Source organism: Streptomyces sp. CRN 30 (genome assembly GCF_034105845.1).
In genome coordinates, this window is the sequence record NZ_JAVRHI010000491.1 from 29,228 (window position 1) to 48,168 (window position 18,941).

At 73.3% G+C, this 18,941-nt stretch carries 18 protein-coding genes; 10 read left to right on the forward strand and 8 right to left on the reverse strand.

Annotated features, from left to right (window positions below; genetic code table 11):
- Nucleotides 1–2: 2 nt before the first annotated feature.
- Genes UW392_RS55425 through UW392_RS55440 form a run of 4 tightly spaced genes read right to left on the reverse strand, consistent with a single transcriptional unit; the run spans nt 3 to nt 3,425 of the window.
- A complete protein-coding gene (locus tag UW392_RS55425; RefSeq protein ID WP_320783088.1) occupies nt 3–971 on the reverse strand; it encodes a complex I subunit 1 family protein in 969 nt (322 codons plus the stop codon).
- Complete coding sequence (locus UW392_RS55430) at nt 968–2,401, reverse strand: NADH-quinone oxidoreductase subunit C (RefSeq protein WP_320783089.1); 1,434 nt, start codon at nt 2,399–2,401, stop codon at nt 968–970. Before UW392_RS55430 ends, UW392_RS55425 begins: the two co-directional genes overlap by 4 nt.
- Nucleotides 2,398–3,027 (reverse strand): NADH-quinone oxidoreductase subunit B family protein, encoded by a 630-nt coding sequence (locus UW392_RS55435; RefSeq protein WP_320783090.1) that lies wholly within the window; start codon nt 3,025–3,027, stop codon nt 2,398–2,400. The genes UW392_RS55430 and UW392_RS55435 overlap by 4 nt, the downstream gene beginning before the upstream one ends.
- Nucleotides 3,018–3,425 (reverse strand): NADH-quinone oxidoreductase subunit A, encoded by a 408-nt coding sequence (locus UW392_RS55440; RefSeq protein WP_320783091.1) that lies wholly within the window; start codon nt 3,423–3,425, stop codon nt 3,018–3,020. The genes UW392_RS55435 and UW392_RS55440 overlap by 10 nt, the downstream gene beginning before the upstream one ends.
- Nucleotides 3,426–3,626: 201 nt before the next feature.
- On the opposite strand from UW392_RS55440, the gene UW392_RS55445 reads away from it, so the two are divergent.
- The 5 genes from UW392_RS55445 (at nt 3,627) to UW392_RS55465 (ending at nt 10,551) form a co-directional block, all read left to right on the forward strand.
- Nucleotides 3,627–4,829, forward strand: a complete 1,203-nt coding sequence (locus tag UW392_RS55445; RefSeq protein WP_320783092.1) for a sensor histidine kinase — start codon at nt 3,627–3,629, stop codon at nt 4,827–4,829.
- A gap of 121 nt (nt 4,830–4,950) precedes the next feature.
- Complete coding sequence (locus tag UW392_RS55450; RefSeq protein ID WP_320783206.1) at nt 4,951–6,315, forward strand: sensor histidine kinase; 1,365 nt, start codon at nt 4,951–4,953, stop codon at nt 6,313–6,315.
- Between the two features lie 214 nt (nt 6,316–6,529).
- Nucleotides 6,530–7,189, forward strand: coding sequence for a response regulator transcription factor (locus UW392_RS55455; protein WP_320783207.1), 660 nt, complete (start codon nt 6,530–6,532; stop codon nt 7,187–7,189).
- Nucleotides 7,190–7,541: 352 nt separating this feature from the next.
- Nucleotides 7,542–9,479, forward strand: coding sequence for a 2-oxoacid:acceptor oxidoreductase subunit alpha (locus UW392_RS55460; RefSeq protein WP_320783093.1), 1,938 nt, complete (start codon nt 7,542–7,544; stop codon nt 9,477–9,479).
- Nucleotides 9,472–10,551: a 2-oxoacid:ferredoxin oxidoreductase subunit beta gene (locus tag UW392_RS55465; RefSeq protein WP_320783094.1), complete on the forward strand. Its 1,080-nt coding sequence runs from the start codon at nt 9,472–9,474 to the stop codon at nt 10,549–10,551. Before UW392_RS55460 ends, UW392_RS55465 begins: the two co-directional genes overlap by 8 nt.
- Nucleotides 10,552–10,569: 18 nt before the next feature.
- Here UW392_RS55465 and UW392_RS55470 read toward each other — a convergent pair whose 3' ends face one another.
- Nucleotides 10,570–10,998, reverse strand: coding sequence for a helix-turn-helix domain-containing protein (locus UW392_RS55470; protein WP_320783095.1), 429 nt, complete (start codon nt 10,996–10,998; stop codon nt 10,570–10,572).
- Between the two features lie 97 nt (nt 10,999–11,095).
- Between UW392_RS55470 and UW392_RS55475 the strand changes: the two genes are divergently transcribed.
- The 3 genes from UW392_RS55475 (at nt 11,096) to UW392_RS55485 (ending at nt 13,559) form a co-directional block, all read left to right on the forward strand.
- The gene (locus UW392_RS55475) at nt 11,096–11,950 is read left to right on the forward strand and encodes an SDR family oxidoreductase (protein ID WP_320783096.1); all 855 of its coding nucleotides are present in this window, start codon (nt 11,096–11,098) and stop codon (nt 11,948–11,950) included.
- A 233-nt stretch (nt 11,951–12,183) separates the two neighbouring features.
- Nucleotides 12,184–13,098 carry an EamA family transporter RarD gene (rarD, locus tag UW392_RS55480; RefSeq protein WP_414497576.1) on the forward strand — a complete coding sequence of 305 codons (915 nt, stop codon included), beginning with the start codon at nt 12,184–12,186 and terminating at the stop codon, nt 13,096–13,098.
- A complete protein-coding gene (locus UW392_RS55485; protein WP_320783098.1) occupies nt 13,095–13,559 on the forward strand; it encodes a VOC family protein in 465 nt (154 codons plus the stop codon). Before rarD ends, UW392_RS55485 begins: the two co-directional genes overlap by 4 nt.
- Nucleotides 13,560–13,642: 83 nt before the next feature.
- On the opposite strand, the gene UW392_RS55490 is transcribed toward UW392_RS55485, so the two are convergent.
- Entirely contained in the window at nt 13,643–14,941 is a 1,299-nt protein-coding gene (locus UW392_RS55490; RefSeq protein WP_320783099.1) for a tetratricopeptide repeat protein, read from the reverse strand.
- A gap of 174 nt (nt 14,942–15,115) precedes the next feature.
- Here UW392_RS55490 and UW392_RS55495 point away from each other — a divergent pair, with 174 nt between their 5' ends.
- Nucleotides 15,116–15,598, forward strand: coding sequence for a DUF6668 family protein (locus UW392_RS55495; RefSeq protein ID WP_320783100.1), 483 nt, complete (start codon nt 15,116–15,118; stop codon nt 15,596–15,598).
- A 116-nt stretch (nt 15,599–15,714) separates the two neighbouring features.
- The gene (locus tag UW392_RS55500) at nt 15,715–17,082 is read left to right on the forward strand and encodes an amidase family protein (RefSeq protein ID WP_320783101.1); all 1,368 of its coding nucleotides are present in this window, start codon (nt 15,715–15,717) and stop codon (nt 17,080–17,082) included.
- On the opposite strand, the gene UW392_RS55505 is transcribed toward UW392_RS55500, so the two are convergent.
- Complete coding sequence (locus UW392_RS55505) at nt 17,072–17,950, reverse strand: ABC transporter permease (RefSeq protein WP_320783102.1); 879 nt, start codon at nt 17,948–17,950, stop codon at nt 17,072–17,074. The genes UW392_RS55500 and UW392_RS55505 overlap by 11 nt on opposite strands.
- A complete protein-coding gene (locus UW392_RS55510; protein WP_320783103.1) occupies nt 17,937–18,890 on the reverse strand; it encodes an ABC transporter ATP-binding protein in 954 nt (317 codons plus the stop codon). Before UW392_RS55510 ends, UW392_RS55505 begins: the two co-directional genes overlap by 14 nt.
- Between the last annotated feature and the right edge of the window lie 51 nt (nt 18,891–18,941).

Sequence of the window (18,941 nt, forward strand, 5' to 3'; positions counted from 1 at the left end):
GGTTACTGGATCACCACCTTGACGATGCCGGTGAGGGCGATCTGGACGAGGGCGAGAGGGACGAGGAGGCTCCAGGAGAGCTTCTGGAGCTGGTCCTCGCGGAGACGGGGGTAGGTGACGCGGAGCCAGATCACGACGAAGGCGAGGACGGCGGTCTTCAGCAGGGTCCAGACCCAGCCGAGGCCGTCGGCACCCCACGGGCCGTGCCAGCCGCCCAGGAAGAGGACGGTGGTCAGGCCGCACAGGACGACGATCCCGGCGTACTCGGCGAGGAGGAACAGCGCGAAACGCAGGCCGGTGTACTCGGTGTACGCGCCGAAGATGATCTCGGAGTCGGCGACGGGCATGTCGAAGGGCGGGCGCTGGAGTTCGGCCAGACCCGCGACGAAGAAGACGAGCGCGCCGATGATCTGCCAGGGCAGCCACCACCACGCGAAGGCGTCGAGGATGCCGGTGAGCGAGACCGTGCCGGCGGCCATGGCGACCGAGGCGGCGGCGAGCAGCATCGGGAGTTCGTAGGCGAGGAGCTGGGCGGCGGTGCGGAGGCCGCCGAGAAGGGAGAACTTGTTGGCGGAGGCCCAGCCGGCCATCAGGGAGCCGAGGACTCCGACGCCCATCACGGCGAGCACGAAGAAGACACCGGCGTCGATCGCCTGGCCGACGGCTCCCTCGCCGGGGCCCACGGGGACGGCGAGGAGTACCAGGAGGTACGGCAGGAGGGCGACGGCCGGGGCGAGCTGGAAGACGCGGCGGTCGGCGGCTGCCGGGACCACGTCCTCCTTCTGCGCGAACTTGACGCCGTCGGCGACGAGTTGGGCCCAGCCGTGGAAGCCGCCGGCGTACATCGGGCCGAGGCGGCCCTGCATGTGGGCCATCACCTTGTGCTCGGTCTGGCCGACGATCAGCGGGAACGCGAGGAAGACGACGAAGACGATCAGGAGGCGCAGGATGACGTCGAGCGCGTCGTTCACCGCGGGCCTCCGGGAGGGGTGTCCTGATGGTCGGATGCGGACGTGTCGTCCGGTGCGGGGGAGGTAGTCGGGTCGTCCGGTCCGGGCGGGGTGCTGGGCTCGTCCGCGCCGTCCGCGCCGTCCGGTGCGGGCGGGGTTTCCTGGTCGTCGAAGGCCGGGCGGGCGTGGTGCCACGGGGCGTCCAAGCTGCGCGGTGCGGCAGGAGGAGCGGGCGGAGTGGGAGGAGCGGGAGAAGTGGGAGGAACGGGGGCGGGAGCCTTCGGGGCCTCGTCCTGGGTCTCCGGGTTCGCCCGCTGGCTCGCTGAACCCCCCGACGCGCTGCGGGAGCGGCGGGGAGTACCGGTGCGGCCGGCGGCCCCCGGCCTCTGCGACGCCGACCCCTCGCTCGCGCTCCGCGCCCGCCGGGGCGCCGGGGACACCGGAGCCGCCGACGCCTCACCGCTCGGGCTCGCCGGAGCCGCCAATGCCTCACTGCTCGGACTCGGCGGAGCCGCCGGAGCCGCCGGAGTCACCGACGCCTCACCGCTGGGGCTCGCCGGAGGCCCCGACACCTCGCTGTTCGGAGTCGCCGGGGCCTCCGGCCCCCGCGCACTCGCGCTCGCCGAGGCCGATGCCGATGCCTCTTCCGTCTGGCTGGCCGACCCCCCGGCCGCCGTACGGGTCCGCCGTACGGGACGTTCGCCCGCCGCCCGTGCCGGACGCTCTCCAGCCGCCCCGGCACGACCCGGCGCACCGTCTCCCCCAGTCGCCTCGACACGACCCGCAGCACGGTCTTCCCCAGGTGTGCCGGTGCGGCCCTCCGTGCGGCCCGCCGTGCGGCCCGTCGTGCGGCCCGCGCCCCGCGTCGGAGCGGCGGGGAGCCGGCCCTTCATGGGGCCCCACTCATTGGGATCGGGCACGCCCGGAGGGAGCATCTGGCGGCGTCGGGGGCCGCCGCCCGGCGTCGACTCGCCGGGTTCCTTCGCGCCGGGCCACGCCTTGGCGACGCGGGCGGCGAGGACGAAGTCCTTGCGCAGGGGGTTGCCCTCGAAGGTCTCCGGCAGGAGCAGGTGGTCCAGGGCCGGGTGGCCCTCGAAGACGACGCCGAACATCTCGTGGGTCTCGCGTTCGTGCCAGGCGGCACCGGCGTAGACGCCCACGGCGGTGGGCAGGACGGGGGCCTCGTGCGGGACGGTCGTGCGCAGCAGCAGGCGCCGCAGCGGGGAGAGCGCGGCGACGTGGGCGGCGACGCGGAACCCGGTGCCGGGTTCGTCGACCGCGCTCAGCCAGTCGAAGTACGTACAGCCGAGCCGGTCGCGGGCGGTCTCCAGGGCGGTGATCCAGTCCACCGGGGGGACGTCGACCGTCAGGACCTCGTACGACTCCTCGGCGGTGGCGTCGGGTCCGAACAGTTCACCGACGCCCACGGGCAGCCAGCCGACCACGGTCATCGGCCCTCCCCCGGCCCGGACCCCGGCGTCTCCGGTCCCCGTACCAACCCGCTGCGCAGCGCCGCCGGCGACGGCCGGGGCTCCGCGTACCGCTCCCCCAGCGACTCCGCCGCGATCTTCTCCTGAAGCTTGAGGATGCCCTGGAGCAGCGCTTCGGGGCGGGGCGGGCACCCGGGGACGTAGACGTCGACGGGGATGATCTGGTCGACGCCCTTGGTCACGGAGTAGGAGTCCCAGTAGGGGCCGCCGCAGTTGCTGCACGCGCCGAAGGAGATGACGTACTTCGGCTCGGGCATCTGTTCGTAGAGCCGTTTGACGGCCGGGGCCATCTTGTCCGTCACCGTGCCGGAGACGACCATCAGGTCGGCCTGGCGCGGGCCCGGCGCGAACGGGATGACGCCGAGGCGGATGAAGTCGTGCCGGGACATCGACGCGGCGATGAACTCGATCGCGCAGCAGGCGAGTCCGAAGTTGAAGACCCACAGGGAGTAGCGGCGGCCCCAGTTGAGGACGACCTTCATCGGCTCGGGTGCGAGGCGGGCGAGCGCGCCGAGCCGCTTGGGCTCCGGCAGAAGAACAGGCTCGGGGGCCGGGGGCCCGGCGGCGGGCTCGGGGGTCACGTCCATGCCAGGACGCCCTTCTTGTATGCGTACAGCAGGCCCACGGCCAGGAAGCCGAGGAAGACGAACATCTCCACGAGCGTCGTCGCGCCGTACCCGGGGGCGGCGAAGACCGTCGCCCAGGGGAAGAGGAAGATCGAGTCGACGGCGAAGACGACGTACAGGAACGCGTAGACGTAGTAGCGGACCTGGGTGTGGGCCCAGCCCTCGCCGACGGGGTCGACCCCGCACTCGTAGGTGAGGAGTTTCTCGGGGGTGGGGACCACCGGCCGCAGCAGGCGGCCCGCTCCGAAGGCCACGGCCACGAACAGCACGCCGACGACGGCGAGCAGTCCGACGACCGAGTACGACCGGAAGTAGTCCGCGGCCACGGCGGCGGCCATGACGACGGTCGGTTCCGACACGTCCGTCCCTCGCTTCCTGTCCGAATCAACTGTCCGATCAGCTGTCCGACGCCTCTACGCAAGGGGTGAGTCTAGGGCCTGCTAAAGAGACCGTAAGCAGCCCGTCGCGCGTTGGGCGGCCGGAGGGTGGGGTTTTCCTCAGTGGATCCCCGGCGGCCCACCTCATGGCGCCGGGCCTCCCCGCGCGGCACGCTGATCCGTATGACCCAGACCCCTTCGTCAACGATGTCCGGCGGCGAGCCCTTGCCGCCGGCCCGATTCGCCTACGGCGCGCACACCTGGAAGGAGATCGCCCACCTGCTGGTGAACCTTCCGCTGGCGCTGCTCGGGTTCGTCTACGTCGTGACGGTGCTGACGGTCGGCGTCGGGCTGACGGTCACGGTGGTCGGGCTGCCGCTGCTGGCGACCGGCCTGCTGGGCGCGCGGATGCTCGGCCGCTTCGAGCGGGCGCGCGCCCGCGCGCTGCTCGGGGTGCGGATCGACGAGCCGAGCCGGCTGCGGCGCCACGGCGGCGGGTTCTTCCAGCGGCTGTGGTCGGCGCTGAAGGACCCGGTGGGCTGGCGCAGCGCGCTGTACGCGTTCATACGGCTGCCGTGGGGGGTCGTGACGTTCGGCGTCACGCTGTGCTCGCTGTTCGTGCTGTGGCCGGTGCTGCCGTTCATCGCGCGGGGGCTGGCCAACGCCGACCGGGCGATGGTGCGCGGGCTGCTCTCCCCCTCGGACGAGCTGGAGCGGCGCATCGCGGAGCTGGAGTCGGACCGGGGGGTCGTGGTCGACACGGCCGCCGCCGACCTCCGGCGCATCGAGCGCGACCTGCACGACGGGGCGCAGGCCCGCCTGGTCAACCTGGCGATGGGGCTCGGTCTGGCCAAGGAGAAGCTGCTGGAGGGCCAGGCCGACGACCATGTCGCGGCGATGGTCGAGGAGGCGCACGGCGAGGTGAAGCTGGCCTTGCAGGAGTTGCGGGACCTGGCGCGCGGCATCCACCCCGCCGTGCTCACCGACCGGGGCCTGGACGCGGCGCTGTCCTCGGTCGCCTCGCGCTGCACCGTGCCGGTGCGGGTGACGACCGACCTGCCGACGCGGCCCGCCGCGGCCATCGAGGGCATCGCCTACTTCACCGTCTCGGAGCTGCTGCAGAACATCAGCAAGCACAGCGGGGCGCGGTCGGCGGCGGTGGAGGTCTGGCGGTCGGAGGACCGGCTGCTGCTCCAGGTGTGGGACGACGGGCGGGGCGGCGCGAGCCTGGACGGCGGTACGGGGATGAAGGGGCTGGCCGAGCGGCTCGGCGCCGTGGACGGTCTTTTCGTCGTCGACTCCCCGCAGGGCGGCCCGACCACCGTCACGGCGGAACTGCCCTGGCGCGACCGCACGGAGACGGCGAGCGTCACCGCCCCCCGCTGAGGTGGGGTTAACCCCCCTCCGAAGAGGCCGACGGGCTCCATGTCCCGCGGCGGCGTGAACGACGAGAGTGAACGTACGTGCCACAGGGACGAGCAGAAGGACGACACCGATGGCCATGGAGATGGAGATGGAGTACGGGCAGGGGTACGGGCCGGTCGACGGCCCGGGGCTCCCCGGGGCCTCCGGCGAGCGGCGGCACCGGCTGCCGGCCGGTCTGCGGGCTCCGGTCGAGGCGCGGCACTGGCGCGAGTTCGGCTATGTGCTGCTGAGTCTGCCGATCGCCGTCGTCCTCTTCACGTTCGCCGTCTCGATGGTGTCGCTGGGGGCGGGGCTGCTGGTCACCTTCCTCGGGGTGCCGGTGCTGGCGGCGGCGCTCGCCGGCTGCCGGGGGTTCGGGGTGCTGGAGCGGGCGCGGGCGCGCGCGCTGCTGGGCCTGGACGTGGCCGAGCCGGAGCCGCTGCGGGCGCGCAAGCGGGGCGCGCTGTCGTGGATGGGCGCCGTCCTGAAGAGCGGTACCTCCTGGCGGGCGCTGCTCTACGCGCTGCTGCACATGCCGTGGGCGACGGTCGCGTTCGGTATCGCCGTCACCGTGTGGAGCTGGGGCTGGGCGATGCTGACGTATCCGCTGTGGTTCTGGGTCTTCCCGATGTACGCCGGTCAGGACGGGCTCCAGCTGTACGGCGACGAGACGCATCAGGTGTATCTGGACAACCCCTTCGAGATCACCGTGACGGCGCTGGTGGGGCTGTTGTTCACGCTGGCCGTGCCGTGGATCGTGCGGGCCCTGACGATGGTGGACCGGCTGATGGTGCACGGGCTGCTCGGCCCGTCGCGGCTGGCGACGCGCGTCGTGGAGCTGGAGTCGGACCGGGGCGTCGTGGTCGACACGGCCGCCGCCGACCTCCGGCGCATCGAGCGCGACCTGCACGACGGGGCGCAGGCCCGCCTGGTCAACCTGGCGATGGGGCTCGGTCTGGCCAAGGAGAAGCTGCGTGAGGACCCGCGGGCCGCGGCCCGGATGGTGGACGAGGCGCACGGCGAGGTGAAGACGGCCTTGCAGGAGCTGCGGGACCTGGCGCGCGGCATCCACCCCGCCGTGCTCACCGACCGGGGCCTGGACGCGGCGCTGTCCTCGGTCGCCTCGCGCTGCACCGTGCCGGTGCGGGTGGAGGTGGACCTGGTGGAGCGGCCGGCGCCGGCGATCGAGGGGATCGCGTACTTCACGGTGTCGGAGCTGCTGCAGAACATCTCCAAGCACGCGCGGGCCTCCCGTGCCGCCGTGGAGGTGTGGCGGGTGGAGGACCGGCTGATGCTCCAGGTCACGGACGACGGGACGGGCGGGGCGGACGCGTCGTCCGGCTCCGGCCTCGCGGGGCTGGCGGAGCGGCTCGACTCGGTGGACGGCATCCTGGTGGTGGACTCCCCGGCGGGCGGCCCGACCCGCGTCACGGCGGAACTCCCCTGGCGTTCCGACCGGCTGCACTGAGCCGACCCGGTGTACGGAGCCGGCCCGGTGCGCTGAGCCTGCCCGGCGCACGGAACCGCACCTCTCGACCGACCGGCACGGGTGCCGACCCCCCGCACCCCCGTTGCCCATCCCCACACGACGCCCAATGCTGGAATGCTGAACCTGTCATACAGGCGGGCGGGCGTGGGTGTCCGTATGGGGCTGTGGGGGGCCGAACATCGTGGAGGACAGGGTGCGGGTGGTCATCGCCGAGGATTCAGTGCTGCTCAGGGAGGGCCTGACCCGGTTGCTGACCGACCGCGGGCACGAGGTGGTGGCGGGGGTCGGTGACGGCGAGGCCCTGATCAAGACCGTCACCGACCTGGAGGAGCAGGGGGAGCTTCCGGACGTCGTCGTCGCGGACGTGCGGATGCCGCCGACCCACACCGACGAGGGGGTACGGGCGGCGGTGCGGTTGCGCAAGGCGCACCCGGGCCTGGGCGTGCTGGTGCTGTCGCAGTACGTGGAGGAGCGCTACGCCACGGAACTGCTCGCGGGTTCCAGTCACGGGGTCGGCTATCTGCTGAAGGACCGGGTAGCCGAAGTGCGTGAGTTCGTGGACGCGGTGGTGCGGGTGGCCCAGGGCGGTACGGCCCTCGATCCCGAGGTGGTCGCGCAGTTGCTGGGGCGCAGCCGCAAGCAGGACGTGCTCACGGGACTCACCCCGCGTGAGCGGGAGGTCCTGGGGCTGATGGCCGAGGGCCGGACGAACTCCGCGATCGCCAGGCAGCTCGTGGTGAGCGACGGGGCCGTCGAGAAGCACGTCAGCAACATCTTCCTGAAGCTCGGGCTCTCCCCGAGCGACGGTGATCACCGTCGGGTGCTGGCGGTGCTCACCTATCTCAATTCCTGAGGGCTCTCACCTCGGGGTTCATGCCTGAGGGCTCAGAACTCGCCGGGCTCCTCGCTCTCCCCAGGCTTCTCGTAAGCCCCCCGGATATAGGTTTCAAACCGTCGCGTTCATCAGTTCATCCGATTCATCCAGTTCATCCGATCGGACGAGAAACCGAACGACGAACAGGCGCGTCTTTTCCCGCGCCGGGGGGCGAGTGAACCATGAAAAAGCAGGGCTCCGGGCTGTCTCGAAGTCGTGTCCATCATGCGAATGTCCACCGGAAGACAACCCCTGCGGTCGTAGGGTTGATCCCGGGATGGTCGGCGGGTGGCCACTCCCCGGACAGCCGCCTCGAGGGAGGTCCACTTCAGTGACCAGCCAGGTCAGCAGCCCAGCGGAACACGCCGACGGAACGGTCGTAGGAGAGCAGCGCAAACCGGCGGTCGACCCAGGAGACAAGGACGTCCGCCGGCTGGACCGGGTGATCATCAGGTTCGCGGGCGATTCCGGTGACGGTATGCAGCTCACCGGTGATCGTTTCACCTCGGAGACCGCGTCCTTCGGAAATGATCTTTCTACGCTGCCGAACTTCCCCGCCGAGATCCGGGCGCCGGCAGGCACCCTGCCTGGGGTTTCCTCCTTCCAGCTGCATTTCGCCGATCATGACATCCTCACCCCGGGTGACGCGCCGAACGTACTGGTGGCGATGAATCCGGCCGCCCTGAAGGCGAACATCGGCGACATGCCGCGCGGCGCGGAGATCATCGTCAACACCGACGAGTTCACCAAGCGGGCGCTGCAGAAGGTCGGTTACGGCGCCTCCCCGCTGGAGGACGGCTCGCTGGACGGGTTCAGCCTGCACCCGGTGCCGCTGACCACGCTGACGGTGGAGGCGCTGAAGGAGTTCGACCTGACCCGCAAGGAGGCCGAGCGCAGCAAGAACATGTTCGCGCTGGGCCTGCTGAGCTGGATGTACCACCGGCCCACCGAGGGCACGGAGAGGTTCCTGAAGACGAAGTTCGCCAAGAAGCCCGACATCGCGGCGGCCAACATCGCCGCCTACCGGGCCGGGTGGAACTTCGGCGAGACGACCGAGGACTTCGCCGTCTCCTACGAGGTGGCCCCGGCGGCGACGGCGTTCCCGCCCGGCGTCTACCGCAACATCTCCGGCAACCTGGCCCTGGCCCACGGCCTGATCGCCGCCTCCCGCCAGGCGGACCTGCCGCTGTTCCTCGGCTCGTACCCGATCACCCCGGCCTCGGACATCCTGCACGAACTCAGCAAGCACAAGAACTTCGGCGTACGCACCTTCCAGGCCGAGGACGAGATCGCCGGGATCGGCGCGGCGCTGGGCGCGGCCTTCGGCGGCAGCCTCGCCGTCACCACCACCTCCGGCCCCGGTGTGGCGCTCAAGAGCGAGACCATCGGGCTGGCGGTCTCCCTCGAACTGCCGCTGCTGGTCGTCGACATCCAGCGCGGCGGCCCGTCCACCGGGCTGCCGACCAAGACCGAGCAGGCCGACCTGCTCCAGGCCATGTTCGGGCGCAACGGCGAGGCGCCGGTCCCGGTGGTGGCCCCGCGCACCCCGGCCGACTGCTTCGACGCGGCCCTGGAGGCGGCCCGGATCGCGCTGGCCTACCGCACCCCGGTCTTCCTGCTCTCCGACGGCTACCTGGCCAACGGCAGCGAGCCGTGGCGCGTCCCGGAGATCGAGGAACTGCCCGACCTGAGGGTGCGGTTCGCGCAGGGACCGAACCACACCCTGGACGACGGCACCGAGGTGTTCTGGCCGTACAAGCGCGACCCGGGGACCCTGGCCCGCCCCTGGGCGATCCCGGGCACGCCGGGCCTTGAGCACCGCATCGGCGGCATCGAGAAGCAGGACGGCACGGGCAACATCTCCTACGACCCGGCCAACCACGACCTGATGGTCCGCACCCGGCAGGCCAAGATCGACGGCATCGATGTCCCCGACATCGAGGTGGACGACCCGGACGGGGCGCGGACCCTGGTGCTGGGCTGGGGATCGACGTACGGGCCGATCACCGCGGCCGTGCGCCGGGTCCGCAAGGAGGGCGGCCGGATCGCCCAGGCCCACCTGCGCCACCTCAACCCCTTCCCGGCCAATCTCGGCACGGTCCTCGCCGGTTACGACAGGGTGGTCGTCCCCGAGATGAACCTCGGCCAGCTCGCCACCCTGGTGCGGGCGAAGTACCTGGTCGACGCCGACTCCTACAACCAGGTCAACGGCATGCCGTTCAAGGCGGAGCAGCTCGCCACCGCGCTCAAGGAGGCCATCGATGGCTGACACGTCCACGGAAGGCACGGGCACGATCGAGGCGCTTTCCCTGGTCCCCAGGGCCGAGGGCAAGCAGTCGATGAAGGACTTCAAGTCCGACCAGGAAGTGCGCTGGTGCCCCGGCTGCGGCGACTACGCCATCCTCGCCGCCGTGCAGGGCTTCATGCCCTCACTGGGGCTGGCCAAGGAGAACGTCGTCTTCGTCTCCGGCATCGGCTGCTCCTCCCGCTTCCCGTACTACATGAACACCTACGGGATGCACTCCATCCACGGCCGGGCCCCCGCCATCGCCACCGGCCTGGCGGCCTCCCGCCGCGACCTGTCGGTGTGGGTCGTCACCGGCGACGGCGACGCGCTCTCCATCGGCGGCAACCACCTGATCCACGCGCTGCGCCGCAACGTCAACCTCAAGATCCTGCTGTTCAACAACCGGATCTACGGGCTGACCAAGGGGCAGTACTCCCCGACCTCCGAGGTCGGGAAGATCACCAAGTCGACGCCGATGGGGTCGCTGGACGCGCCGTTCAACCCGGTCTCCCTCGCGATCGGCGCGGAGGCGTCGTTCGTCGCGCGGACCGTCGACTCCGACCGCAAGCACCTCACCGAGGTGCTCCGGCAGGCCGCCGCCCACCCGGGCACGGCCCTGATCGAGATCTACCAGAACTGCAACATCTTCAACGACGGCGCCTTCGAGGTTCTCAAGGACCGGCAGCAGGCCGAGGACGCGGTGATCCGCCTGGAGCACGGGCAGCCGATCCGGTTCGGCGCCGACAGCGCCAAGGGCGTCGTCCGCGACCCGGCGACCGGCGACCTGAAGGTGGTGGCGGTCACCGCGGAGAACGAGGCGGACATCCTCGTCCACGACGCCCACGCCGCCTCCCCCACCACCGCGTTCGCGCTGAGCCGGCTCGCCGATCCCGACACCCTGCACCACACCCCGATCGGGGTGCTGCGCGCCGTCGACCGGCCCGTCTACGACACGCAGATGGCCGACCAGCTCGACGGCGCCGTGGAGCGTGACGGCAAGGGCGACCTCGCCGCCCTGCTGGCCGGCGGCGACACCTGGACGGTCGTCGGCTGAGCGGTTCCCGCGACGGCGTCACCCGGGCCCGGGGCGGTCAGCCCCGGGCCTCGTCGTATCCCCGGCGCGCCGCGAGTCGTACTCCCGGCGCGCCGCGCTGACGTCGTCCATCCGCTCCTCGGACCACCGGGCCAGTCCCCGTACCCGCTCGGCGGCCTCCCGGCCGAGACCGGTCAGGGAGTAGTCGACCCGCGGCGGGATCACCGGTCTGGCGTCCCGGTGGACCAGGCCGTCGCGCTCCAGGGTCTGCAGGGTCTGGGTCAGCATCTTCTCGCTGACCGTCCGGCCGTACCGGGTGAGGGCGCGGCGCAGCTCGCCGAAGCGGTAGGGGCGGTCGAGCAGCTCCATCAGGACCAGGACGCCCCAGCGGCTGGTGACGTGCTCCAGGACCAGCCGGTACGGGCAGAGCGTCTCCGCCTCGCGCGCCGCACTGTCACTTACCTTCATACCAGTACCTTACTTCAAAGTGGGTACTGTCGTTTAGTTAGTGCCACCCCTAGGGTGAGTGGCAGAACGCACCACACCACTGAGGAGCTCTCGCATCATGAGCATTGTCGTCACCGGAGCCACCGGACACCTGGGCCGCCACGTGGTGGAGCAGCTGCTGGAGAAGGTCCCGGCCGAGCAGATCACGGCCGTCGTGCGCAGCGCGGAGAAGGCCGCCGGCTTCGCGGAGCGCGGTGTGCGGATCGCCGTGGCCGACTACAACGAGCCGAAGACCTTCGAGGGCCTGTTCGCCGCCGGTGACAAGGTGCTGCTGATCTCCGGCAACGAGTTCGACAAGGGCCGCCCGCAGCAGCACGCGGTCGTCATCGACGCCGCCGTCCGGGCCGGTGTCGCGCTGCTCGCCTACACCAGTGCCCCCAGCAGCCTCACCGCCGCTCTCGCCGACGACCACCGCGCCACCGAGAAGACGCTGGTCGCCTCCGGGCTGCCGTACGTGATCCTCGGCAACGGCTGGTACCACGAGAACTACACCGAGAACCTCGCCCCGGTGCTGGAGCACGGCGCCGTCGTCCAGGCGGCCGGCGAGGGCCGCGTCTCCTCCGCCTCGCGCGCCGACTACGCGGCCGCCGCCGTCGCCGTACTGACCGGCGAGGGCCACGAGAACAAGCGGTACGAGCTGGGTGGCGACGAGGCGTGGAGCTTCGCCGAGTACGCGGCCGAGCTGAGCCGGCGTACGGGCCGCGAGATCGCCTACCGCCCCGTCTCCGTCGAGGAGTACACCGGCATCCTCACCGGCGCCGGGCTGCCCGCGCCGCTGGCCGGGGTCCTGGCCGGGGTCGACGCCTCCATCGAGACCGGCGAACTGGCCGTGACCGGCGGCGATCTGTCCCGCCTCATCGGCCGTCCGACCACCCCGGTCACCGAGGCGATCGAGGCCGCGCTCCGCGACTGAGCACCGGCTCCCGCGCCCGCACCCCGTCCGCGCCCCCCCTGTCATGACCGTATGGCGATACGGGCATGACAGGGGGTGGCGCTCGGCGCTACGGTCATGCCGGCGACCGGCGCGGTCGCCGGCCGCGACCAGTGCGCGAGAAGGGGGTGCCCGTGACAGGGACGTCGAAGGGGCGGAGACAGCCGGGGAGCGAGAGCCGGGCAGGTCTGCTGAACGGCTTCGCCGCCTACGGGATGTGGGGGCTCGTCCCGCTGTTCTGGCCGCTGCTCAAGCCCGCCGGGGCCGGGGAGATCCTCGCCCACCGCATGGCGTGGTCCCTCGTCTTCGTCGCCGCCGCGCTGCTCTCCGTACGGCGCTGGGCCTGGGCGGGCGAACTGCTGCGGCAGCCGCGGAAGCTGGGCCTCGTCACCGTCGCCGCGGCGGTCATCACCGTCAACTGGGGCGTCTACATCTGGGCCGTCAACAGCGGCCACGTCGTCGAGGCGTCCCTCGGCTACTTCATCAACCCGCTGGTCACCATAGCCATGGGCGTCCTGCTGCTGGGCGAGCGGCTGCGGCCCGTGCAGTGGGCGGCGGTCGGCACCGGCTTCGCGGCCGTCGTCGTCCTGACCGTCGGCTACGGCCGGCCCCCCTGGGTCTCCCTCTCGCTCGCCTTTTCCTTCGCCGTCTACGGGCTGGTGAAGAAGAAGGTCAACCTCGGCGGCGTCGAGTCGCTGGCGGCCGAGACCGCCGTCCAGTTCCTGCCCGCCGCCGGCTTCCTGCTGTGGCTGAGTGCCCGCGGCGACCTCACCTTCGCCACCGAGGGCGCCGGACACGCGGCGCTGCTCGCCGCGACCGGCCTGGTCACCGCGGTGCCCCTGGTCTGCTTCGGCGCCGCCGCGATCCGCGTGCCGCTGTCCACGCTCGGTCTGCTCCAGTACCTGGCGCCGGTCTTCCAGTTCCTGCTCGGCGTCCTCTGGTTCGACGAGGCCATGCCGCCCGAGCGGTGGGCGGGCTTCGCCCTGGTGTGGGTGGCGCTCACCCTGCTGACCTGGGACGCGCTGCGCACGGCGCGCCGCAACGCCCAGGCGCTGCGGGCTGCGGGAGACGGCAGGTCCGGCGGCGGCGTCCCCCGCGGACTCGACCGGCCTGTGAGAGTGGAGCCATGACACAGCCCGCACCCGCCGTGCACTGGAAGGTCGTCGTCGACGCCTCCGACCCGCACGCCCAGGCCGGCTTCTGGGCCGCCGCCCTCAACTACCTCGTCGAGGACAACAGCGCGCTCATCGAGCGGCTGCTCTCCGTCGGTGCCGTGCCGGCCGAGCTGACCGTGGAGGCGCACGGCCGGCGCGCCTGGCGGGACCTGATCGCCGTACGCCATCCCGACGACCCCTTCGACGAGGACAGCGGCACCGGGCTGGGGCGGCGGCTGCTGTTCCAGCGCGTGCCCGAGGCCAAGACCGGCAAGAACCGGCTCCACCTCGACCTGCATCCCGGTCCGGGACGGCGCGCGGAGGAGGTGGCGCGGCTGGAGGAGCTCGGCGCGAGCATGGAGCGGGAGGTGCGGGAGCCGGGCGGGGAGTGGGTGCGGATGGCCGATCCCGAGGGGAACGAGTTCTGCGTGCACTGACCGGCCGCCACTCCTGCCGTCAGTCCTCCGTGGTGGCCGCCGCTTCCGCCGTCGGTCCTCCGCGGTGGCCGCCGCTCCCGCCGTCAGTCCTCCGTGGTGGTTGCCGCCGCGCGGGCGCGGGCGGTGAGGCGGCCCATGCGGGCGCGGGCGGACTCCAGCTCCTCTATGTCGTCGGCGGCCGGGCCCTCCTCGACGGCGAGCCCGGTCCACAGGTCGATCAGCTCGTGCCCCAGCTCCAGCCCCCGCTCGGGGTCGCGTACGGCGCGCCAGGCGGTCGCCGCGCTGTGCACGTTGCCGTACGCGGCCTCCGCGTCGCCCGCCCGGTGGTGCGTGCGGGCCAGTTCCAGGGCGGTGCGCAGCGCGCGGACCGGATCGCCGGACAGGTAGGCGATGTACGCGGTCAGTTCGCGCAGCCGCAGCACCTCGGGGTGGTCGGGGCCGAGCGTCCGGGTCGCCTCGGTCACGGCCTCGTCCGCGAGCCGCGCCGCGTCTTCCGTACGCCCGGACCGCACCGCCTCGTGGACCCGGGCCGTGGGCTCCGCGAGCACGGCGGGGGCGGTGCCGTCGCCCGGCGCGGTGAGCGGTTCGTCCCCGAGCACGGCCTCGGCCACGGCGTCGAACCCGCGGGCGGGCGCCGGGGTCATGTCGGGGGCCAGGTCGGGATCGAGGCCGAGGTAGAGGCCGGATTTCGCGGCCGACGGGGCCTTCGGGGCGCGCGCGGGCGGGGCGTCGGTGACGGGCCGGGGGGCCGGGGGCCGGGGGGCCGTCGTCGCGCCGTCCATCCGGGGCGGCGGGCCGAACTCCCCCGTGGGCGGCGCGACCGTGCCGGGGGCGGGCGGAAGCGGAAGGGGCACCGGCGCAGGCACCGGTGCCGGTGCCGGTGCCGGTGTGGTGGCGCGGGCGGGTGGCGGCGCCTGTTCCGGCAGGCTGCGCAGTCTGAACGTCGGGGACGGGTCCCCGTCGGAGGAGGGGCCCGCGTCCGCCGGGGACCCCGCCTCCGCCGCACCCGGGATCGGGCCCAGGACATGGGTGACCCGGTCCCGCGGGGGCTCCTGCGCGGCATCGGCCGGCGGGGCGGTGCGGGAGGGGTCGCCCAGGAGGTGGCTGGAGCCGTCCGGATCGACGCGGAGGGGGACGACGTACCCGATGCGCTCGTCGTGGATCCGCGCGGGGACGGGGCGGTCCGCCGCGCGCGCGAGGTCCTGCAGCCGGTTCAGCACCGTCTGCTGGATCTCCTCGCCCGGGACCGCGGCGACGGGGACGCCGTCGACCGAGCCGGTGCCGTCGCGCGCCACCCGCACGTCGACCGGCGGCGTCTCCGGGGCGGCCGGGTGTTCGACACGCTGTCGGTCCCGCTTCTTGTCGCGGCTGAGTCGTGCCATCGTTCCCTCACTCATCGGCGGGTTCCGTGGGCGGCCGTGGTTTCCCTCCCGCGCCGTCCGGAGCCATTCGAACACCTACTGTCGAGTCTCTCCGCTCGCTCGCGGTTCTCACGTCACCGCGTTGTCACAGGCTCGTTCCAGGGGGGAGGGGCGTGACGAGAGGGGAGGACGGGCATGCGCACCAGCATGCAACAGGGGCCGGAGATCTGGATCCGCGGACCGGTGACCGCACCCGGCGCGACGGGGCGCGCGGGACGGCGCTCCTGGGTCGGGACGCACGGCGGTGCGGGGGTGACCACCCTCGCCGAGGTGTACGGCGGACACGACTGCGGCCGGGACTGGCCCGGCGCCGGTGATCCGGCGTCGGTGCTGCTGGTCGCCCGGACCCACGCGGCGGGGCTGGCGGCGGCCGTCCGCGCGCTGGACGCGTTCCGGCAGGGCGGGGCGCCGCCCGGCCTGGAGCTCTGCGGGGTGGTGCTGGTCGCGGACGCGCCGGGACGGCTGCCCCGGCCGCTCGCCCAGCGGGTGAAGCTGATCGAAGCCTCCGTCGACGTGCACCGGGTGCCGTGGGTGCCCGCCTGGCGGCTCGGCGAGCTGGACGGCGCGCCGCCGCGCGGCACCGAGGCGCTGGCCCGGCTGACGGGAGCGGACCGCTGACGGCGGCGGACGGGGCCGCCGGTGACCGGCCCGCACCGCACCGGCCCGCACCGCACCGGCCCGTGCGGCACCGGCCCGTGCGGCATCCGCGGGCGGGGCGGGGCGGGCCGTCGGCCGTGGAGATCGCCGAGGCGGTCGGGTCGGGGCGGATACGGGCCGTGGACGCCGTGGCGTCGGCGCTCGGCCGGATCGCGGCCGCCGACGGGCTGCTCGGCGCGTTCCTGGAGGTCTGGGACGAGGCCGCGCTGCGCCGGGCGGCCGAGGTGGACGCGCGGGTGGCGGCGGGCGAGCGGCTGCCGCTGGCGGGCGTGCCGATCGCCGTGAAGGGCCGGCGCGGACTGCGGGCGGCCGATCCGCTGCTGGCCGCGGGGTGCGTCGCGGTGGGCGCGACGTCGGTGCCGGGGCCGGGCACCGGCTGGCAGACGTGGGGGCTCGGGGCTCACGGCCCCACGGTCAATCCGTGGCGGGCGGACCGTACGCCGGGCGGCTCCTCGGCGGGCGCGGCGGCCGCCGTGGCGACGGGACTGGTCCCACTGGCGACCGGCGCGGACGGCGCCGGGTCGGTCCGCATCCCGGCCGCGTGGTGCGGTGTCCTGGGTCTGAAACTCACCGGTACGGGTGGCGGCGCGGGAGCCGCCGGGCTGACCGCCCCCGGCGTACTGACGCGCACGGCGGCGGACGCGGAGGCGTACCGGCGCGTCATGACGACGCACGCTGCGACACACGCTGCGGCGGCCGCAGGCACAGCCACGGGCGCGGGCACGGGCACAGGCGCGGGCACGGACACGGACACGGGCGCGGGACCTGGCGCTCTCCGGACGCCGGGCGCACCGGGCGCACTGGGGGCACCGGGCACACCGGGGGCGCTGGGCGCACCGGGCGCACCGGGCGCACCGGGCGCACTGAGGGCACCAGACGCACCGGGTGCGGCAGAAGCAGCACTCGGCGTACCGGACGCGCGTCGAGCATCGCGCGCGCCGTTCCCGACGGTCGCGCTCCCCGTTCCCGCTTACTGGTCGCCCGATCTCGGGTTCGCCGAGCCCGATGCCGAGCCGGTCGCGCTGGCGCGCGCGGCGGTGGAGCGGCTGGTCGCGGCCGGTGCCGTACGGCTCGTACGGCCCCCGCGTCCGTTCCGGCTGGCCGATCCGGGGCCCGCCTGGCTGGCCCTGCGCACGCCCGGCGCCGATCCGCGGGACGCCGACCGGACGCGGGCGGCGAACGACCGGCGGCTGGCGGAGCTGTTCGCCGGCGTCCCGCTGCTGCTGACGCCGGTCGCGCCGACCCCGCCGCACGGTCACGAGGGGCCGGGTGACCGCTACTCGACGGCGCTGACGTGGGCGTTCAATCTCAGTGGCCATCCGGCGCTCAGCCTCCCCGCGGGCTTCGGGAGCGACGGCTGTCCGGCCGGGCTGCAACTGGTGGCGGGGCACGGCGCGGAGGAGCTGCTGCTGGCGGTCGCGCGGGCCGCCTCGGTCACGCCGTGACGTCCTTCGCGGTGAACCGCGCCCAGGCGGCCGACCCGAACACCGCCGCGTAGAGCGCCTGGAGCCCGAGGTTGCGCAGCAGCTCGTCCCAGTAGACGGGCTCGCGCAGCAGGTCGGCGAAGGACAGCCAGTAGTGGGAGAAGAAGTACGGCTGGAGGGCGTGCAGCTGCGGGATCTGGTCGAGGATCTGCACGGTGATCAGCAGGCCGACGGTGGTGGCCATCGCCGCGATGCCGCTGCCGGTGAGCGTCGACACGAACAGGCCGAGCGCGGCCACGCCGATCAGCGAGGCGGCGACGACCAGGGCGATCAGCAGGGCCCGGCCCAGTCCCTCGGCGAAGGAGATCCGGGTCCCGGAGATGGTCGTCACCTCGCCGAGCGGGAAGAGCAGGGCGCCGACCGCGAGCGCCGAGACGGCGACCACCAGGGTGGCGGCCAGGCAGAAGGCGAGTACGGCCGCGTACTTGGTGAGCAGCAGGCGGGTGCGGCCGGCCGGGGCGACCAGCAGGTAGCGCAGGGTGCCGGCGTTCGCCTCGCCCGCGATGGCGTCGCCGGCGACGACGCCGATCGCCATCGGCAGGAAGAAGGGGAGGGTCGCGGCGAGCGCGGTGAAGACGAGGAAGAGGCCGTTGTTGGTGACCTGCGAGATGAACGCCGGCCCCCCGCCGGAGGCCGTCGACCCGTCGCTCGTCTCGATCTTCACGGCGATGCCGACCAGGACGGGCACGGCGGCCAGTACGCCCAGCAGGGCGAGGGTGCGCCAGCGCCGGAAGGTGGTCAGCAGTTCGCTGCGGAGCAGTCCGAGGCTCCACAGGGCGCGCGGTTCGCGGGCGGCCGGGACGGCGGTGGGGGTCTCAGCCCGCGACATCGAAGCCCTCCCCGGTCAGTGCCACGAAGGCGTCCTCCAGCGAGGCGCGTTCCAGGGCGAAGCCGCGCACGCGGACGCCGGCCGTCACCAGGGCGGCGTTCAGCTCGGCGGGGTCGCGGTCGGGCGGTTCCGCCGTGACACGGTCCTCGGCGACCACGACGTCGGCCACGCCCTGTTCCTTCAGGACCCGGGCGGCGTCCGCCGGGTCCGGGGTGGTCACCACCAGCCGCCCCCGGGTCCCGGCGGCCAGTTCGGCGACCGGCCCCTGGGTGATCAGGCGGCCCCGGGTCATCACGGCGACGTGCGTGCAGACCTGCTCGATCTCGTCCAGCAGGTGGGAGGAGAGGAAGACGGTCGTACCGTCCGAGGCCAGCGCGCGGACCAGGCCGCGGATCTCCCGCATGCCCTGCGGGTCGAGCCCGTTGGTGGGTTCGTCGAGGACGAGCAGGCGGCGCGGCTGGAGCAGCGCCGCCGCGAGACCGAGCCGCTGCCGCATGCCGAGCGAGTACGCCTTGGCGCGCTTGCCGGCGGCCGCCGTCAGACCGACCCGGTCCAGTGCCGCCGCCACCCGGACCTTCCGGGTGCGGGGGTCGGCGGTCGGGTCGGCGGCGTCGTAGCGCAGCAGGTTGTCGCGGCCGGAGAGGAAGCCGTAGAGGGCCGGGCCCTCGATGAGGGCGCCGACCCCCGGCAGTACGGTGCGGGCGGCGCGCGGCATGGGGCGGCCCAGGACCCGGGCGGTGCCGGAGGTGGGTTCGATCAGCCCCATCAGCATGCGGATGGTGGTGGTCTTGCCGGAGCCGTTGGGTCCGAGGAACCCGAAGACGCTGCCCGCGGGGACGGTCAGGTCCAGGCCGTCCACGGCGAGCTGTCCGCCGCGGTACCGCTTGGTGAGCCCGCGGGTGTCGATGACGGCGTGCTCCGCGGCGGGCCCCTCGCCCATCGGCTCCCTCACTTCGTCGTACGGGCCCGGCCGCGCGGTGCTCCGGCGGCC

Excerpts from the sequence above, each read along its gene's own strand:
- UW392_RS55465 (WP_320783094.1), top strand. The coding sequence starts at position 9,472 with ATGGCTGACACGTCCACGGAAGGCACGGGCACGATCGAGGCGCTTTCC.
- UW392_RS55505 (WP_320783102.1), bottom strand. The coding sequence starts at position 17,950 with ATGTCGCGGGCTGAGACCCCCACCGCCGTCCCGGCCGCCCGCGAACCG.
- UW392_RS55510 (WP_320783103.1), bottom strand. The coding sequence starts at position 18,890 with ATGGGCGAGGGGCCCGCCGCGGAGCACGCCGTCATCGACACCCGCGGG.
- UW392_RS55430 (WP_320783089.1), bottom strand. The coding sequence starts at position 2,401 with ATGACCGTGGTCGGCTGGCTGCCCGTGGGCGTCGGTGAACTGTTCGGA.
- UW392_RS55475 (WP_320783096.1), top strand. The coding sequence starts at position 11,096 with ATGAGCATTGTCGTCACCGGAGCCACCGGACACCTGGGCCGCCACGTG.
- UW392_RS55470 (WP_320783095.1), bottom strand. The coding sequence starts at position 10,998 with ATGAAGGTAAGTGACAGTGCGGCGCGCGAGGCGGAGACGCTCTGCCCG.
- UW392_RS55485 (WP_320783098.1), top strand. The coding sequence starts at position 13,095 with ATGACACAGCCCGCACCCGCCGTGCACTGGAAGGTCGTCGTCGACGCC.
- rarD (WP_414497576.1), top strand. The coding sequence starts at position 12,184 with ATGTGGGGGCTCGTCCCGCTGTTCTGGCCGCTGCTCAAGCCCGCCGGG.
- UW392_RS55490 (WP_320783099.1), bottom strand. The coding sequence starts at position 14,941 with ATGGCACGACTCAGCCGCGACAAGAAGCGGGACCGACAGCGTGTCGAA.
- UW392_RS55445 (WP_320783092.1), top strand. The coding sequence starts at position 3,627 with ATGACCCAGACCCCTTCGTCAACGATGTCCGGCGGCGAGCCCTTGCCG.
- UW392_RS55495 (WP_320783100.1), top strand. The coding sequence starts at position 15,116 with ATGCGCACCAGCATGCAACAGGGGCCGGAGATCTGGATCCGCGGACCG.
- UW392_RS55450 (WP_320783206.1), top strand. The coding sequence starts at position 4,951 with ATGGAGATGGAGTACGGGCAGGGGTACGGGCCGGTCGACGGCCCGGGG.
- UW392_RS55435 (WP_320783090.1), bottom strand. The coding sequence starts at position 3,027 with ATGGACGTGACCCCCGAGCCCGCCGCCGGGCCCCCGGCCCCCGAGCCT.